3 protein-coding genes are annotated in these 2,189 nt (G+C 69.0%); all 3 read left to right on the top strand.

What is annotated here, in order from left to right; translation table 11 throughout:
* Positions 1 to 497 (top strand): DUF192 domain-containing protein (locus WD250_02930; protein ID MEX2619153.1); only part of this gene is annotated, 497 nt, incomplete at its 5' end.
* A gap of 41 nt (positions 498 to 538) precedes the next feature.
* On the top strand, positions 539 to 682 hold the full coding sequence (locus WD250_02925; GenBank protein MEX2619152.1) for a hypothetical protein: 144 nt from the start codon (positions 539 to 541) through the stop codon (positions 680 to 682).
* 126 nt (positions 683 to 808) lie between these two features.
* On the top strand, positions 809 to 2,189 hold a 1,381-nt coding region (gene dnaK, locus WD250_02920), incomplete at its 3' end, for a molecular chaperone DnaK (GenBank protein MEX2619151.1).

Genomic DNA, 2,189 nt, shown 5'->3' with positions numbered 1-2,189 from the left:
AGAACGCCACCCCGGAGAACGCCACCCCGGAGAACGCCACCCCGGAGAACGCCACCCCGGAGAACGCCACGCCGGCCACCGACCTGGCGCCGATGCCGCCCTTCGGCACCGCACAGGTCATCCTCGTGGGTCCCGAGGACGAGCGCGTCGAGATGGCGGTGTACGTCGCCGACGACCCCGACACCCGCCGCCAGGGGCTGATGGGCGTCACCGACCTGCCCCGCGAGGCCGGGATGATCTTCCTGACCGACGAGGACCGCGACACCGGCTTCTGGATGAAGGACACGTTGCTGCCGCTGTCGATCGCCTACCTCGCCGCGGACGGCACGGTGGTGTCGGTCCTCGACATGGAGCCGTGCGAGGCCGATCCGTGTCCATCCTATCCGCCGGGAGCACGCTACCGCCATGCGCTGGAGGTCCACCAGGGCCGGTTCGCCGAGGTGGGCCTGCAGGAGGGCTGGCGGGTGGATCTGCCGACCGACGCCGCGCCCCGCTGACGCGCTCCCGCGCGCCGCGCTCCGAGCACAGGAGGACACCGATGGATCCGTGGACGATGTGGGTGGCAGGCCTCGCGGTCGCCGCCCTGCCCGTCGTGCTCATGGTCGCGTTCAACGGCCGGGATCGGGCGGACAGCCGCGGGCGCCGCACCGACTGCACCTGGCGGGCTTCGCCGCCGCGCTGAAACTCCCTCCGGACGAAAATCTGCGTCTAGGACGCTCAGGGAGGTTGCTCCCCCCATAGGCAGCGGGTAGCCTTCGGGCAACGGTACGCAGACGAGAGCGCCCCAGGGCGTGGAGGTGGCATCACTATGGCCAGAGCAGTAGGCATCGACCTCGGAACGACGAACTCGGCGGTGGCCGTGCTCGAAGGTGGCGAGTCCACCGTGGTCGCCAACGCCGAGGGGACCCGCACGACCCCGTCGGTCGTGGGCTTCTCGAAGTCCGGCGAGGTGCTCGTCGGCGAGGTGGCCAAGCGCCAGGCGGTCACCAACCCCGACCGCACGATCCAGTCGGTCAAGCGCCACATGGGCACCGACTGGAAGTTCGAGGCGGACGGCAAGACCTTCACCGCCCAGGAGATCAGCGCGCGCATCCTGATGAAGCTCAAGCGCGACGCGGAGTCCTACCTCGGCGATGACGTCACCCAGGCGGTGATCACCGTGCCCGCCTACTTCGACGACGCCCAGCGCCAGGCCACGAAGGAGGCCGGCCAGATCGCGGGGCTCGAGGTGCTGCGCATCGTCAACGAGCCGACGGCCGCCGCGCTGGCCTACGGCCTCGACAAGGAGGCCGAGCAGACGGTGCTCGTCTACGACCTCGGCGGCGGCACCTACGACGTGTCGGTCCTGGAGATCGCCGAGGGCGTCTTCGACGTCAAGTCGACCTCGGGTGACACGAGCCTGGGCGGCGACGACTGGGACCAGAAGGTCATCGACTGGCTGGTGACCCAGTTCAAGAACGCCCACGGGGTGGACCTGTCCAAGGACAAGATGGCGCTGCAGCGCCTGAAGGAGGCGGCGGAGAAGGCCAAGAAGGAGCTGTCCTCGACCACCGAGACCTCCATCAACCTGCCGTTCATCACCGCCACCAGCGAGGGGCCGTTGCACCTGGAGGAGGCCCTCACCCGCGCGCAGTTCAACCAGATGACCGCCGATCTGCTGGAGCGCACGAAGGGCCCGTACCACGCCGCGATCAAGGACGCGGGCATCACCGCCGAGCAGATCGACCACGTGATCCTCGTCGGTGGGTCCACCCGCATGCCGTCCGTCGTCGACCTGGTGAAGGAGCTGACCGGCGGCAAGGACGCGCACAAGGGCGTCAACCCCGACGAGGTCGTCGCCGTCGGTGCCGCGCTGCAGGCCGGCGTGCTGAAGGGCGACGTCAAGGACGTGCTGCTGCTCGACGTGACGCCCCTGTCGCTGGGCATCGAGACCAAGGGCGGGGTGATGACCAAGCTGATCGAGCGCAACACGACCATCCCGACGCGCAAGTCCGAGGTGTTCACCACCGCCGACGACAACCAGCCGCAGGTGGAGATCCACGTGCTGCAGGGCGAGCGCGAGATGGCCAACTACAACAAGACGCTCGGCAAGTTCCAGCTGGTGGACATCCCACCCGCACCCCGCGGCGTGCCCCAGATCGAGGTCACCTTCGACATCGACGCCAACGGCATCGTGCACGTGTCCGCCA

Source organism: Egibacteraceae bacterium (assembly GCA_040905805.1).
In the GTDB taxonomy this organism is placed as follows: Bacteria; Actinomycetota; Nitriliruptoria; order Euzebyales; family Egibacteraceae; genus DATLGH01.
Note: the sequence above shows the minus strand (reverse complement) of the source record. Positions and strands in the feature narration are given on the sequence as shown.